1 protein-coding gene is annotated in these 1185 nt (G+C 59.5%); it reads right to left on the bottom strand.

Annotation, left to right across the window (positions count from 1 at the left end):
• Positions 1-3 precede the first annotated feature (3 nt).
• A partial coding sequence (tuf, locus tag BZL41_RS12560) for an elongation factor Tu (protein ID WP_143518077.1) occupies positions 4-1185 on the bottom strand: 1182 nt, incomplete at its 5' end.

The raw sequence follows: 1185 nt of genomic DNA, 5'->3' as shown, positions 1-1185 counted from the left end.
CGATTACTCGATGATCTTGGCAACCACGCCGGCGCCGACGGTACGACCACCTTCGCGGATCGCGAAGCGCAGGCCGTCTTCCATGGCGATCGGAGCGATCAGGGTGACAACCATCTTGATGTTGTCGCCCGGCATCACCATCTCAACGCCTTCCGGCAGCTCGCAGTTACCGGTCACGTCAGTGGTACGGAAGTAGAACTGCGGACGGTAGCCCTTGAAGAACGGAGTATGACGACCACCTTCTTCCTTGCTCAGCACGTACACTTCGCACTCGAACTTGGTGTGCGGCTTGATGGTGCCCGGCTTGGCCAGAACCTGACCACGCTCCACGTCTTCACGCTTGGTACCACGCAGCAGCGCACCGATATTCTCACCAGCACGACCTTCGTCGAGCAGCTTACGGAACATTTCAACGCCGGTGCAGGTGGTCTTGGTGGTCGGACGGATACCGACGATTTCCACTTCCTCGCCCACCTTGACGATACCGCGCTCGACACGACCGGTTACCACGGTGCCGCGACCGGAGATCGAGAACACGTCTTCGATCGGCATCAGGAACGGCTGATCGATCGCACGCACCGGCTCCGGAATGTAGGAGTCCAGGGTCTCAACCAGCTTGCGAACAGCGGATACGCCCATTTCGTTGGCGTCTTCACCGTTCAGCGCCATCAGCGCGGAACCGATGACGATCGGAGTGTCGTCGCCCGGGAAGTCGTAGGTGTTCAGCAGATCGCGAACTTCCATTTCGACCAGTTCCAGCAGCTCGGCGTCGTCCACCATGTCGGCCTTGTTCAGGAACACGACGATGTAAGGAACGCCTACCTGGCGGGACAGCAGGATGTGCTCGCGAGTCTGCGGCATGGGGCCGTCAGCAGCCGAGCAAACCAGGATCGCGCCGTCCATCTGGGCAGCACCGGTGATCATGTTCTTCACGTAGTCAGCGTGACCGGGGCAGTCAACGTGAGCGTAGTGACGAATGGCCGAGTCGTATTCCACGTGGGAGGTGTTGATGGTGATACCACGGGCCTTTTCTTCCGGCGCGTTATCGATCTGATCGAAGTTGCGCGCAGCGCCACCCCAGGTGTCAGCGCAAACCTTGGTCAGCGCTGCGGTCAGGGTAGTTTTGCCATGGTCAACGTGACCGATAGTGCCCACGTTGACGTGCGGTTTGTTACGTTCGAATTT

It is taken from the genome of Pseudomonas sp. PIC25 (genome assembly GCF_002286785.1).
Taxonomy (GTDB): domain Bacteria; phylum Pseudomonadota; class Gammaproteobacteria; order Pseudomonadales; family Pseudomonadaceae; genus Pseudomonas_M.
The sequence above is the reverse complement of the archived record's forward strand: the minus strand, read 5'-3'. Positions and strand labels throughout refer to the sequence as shown.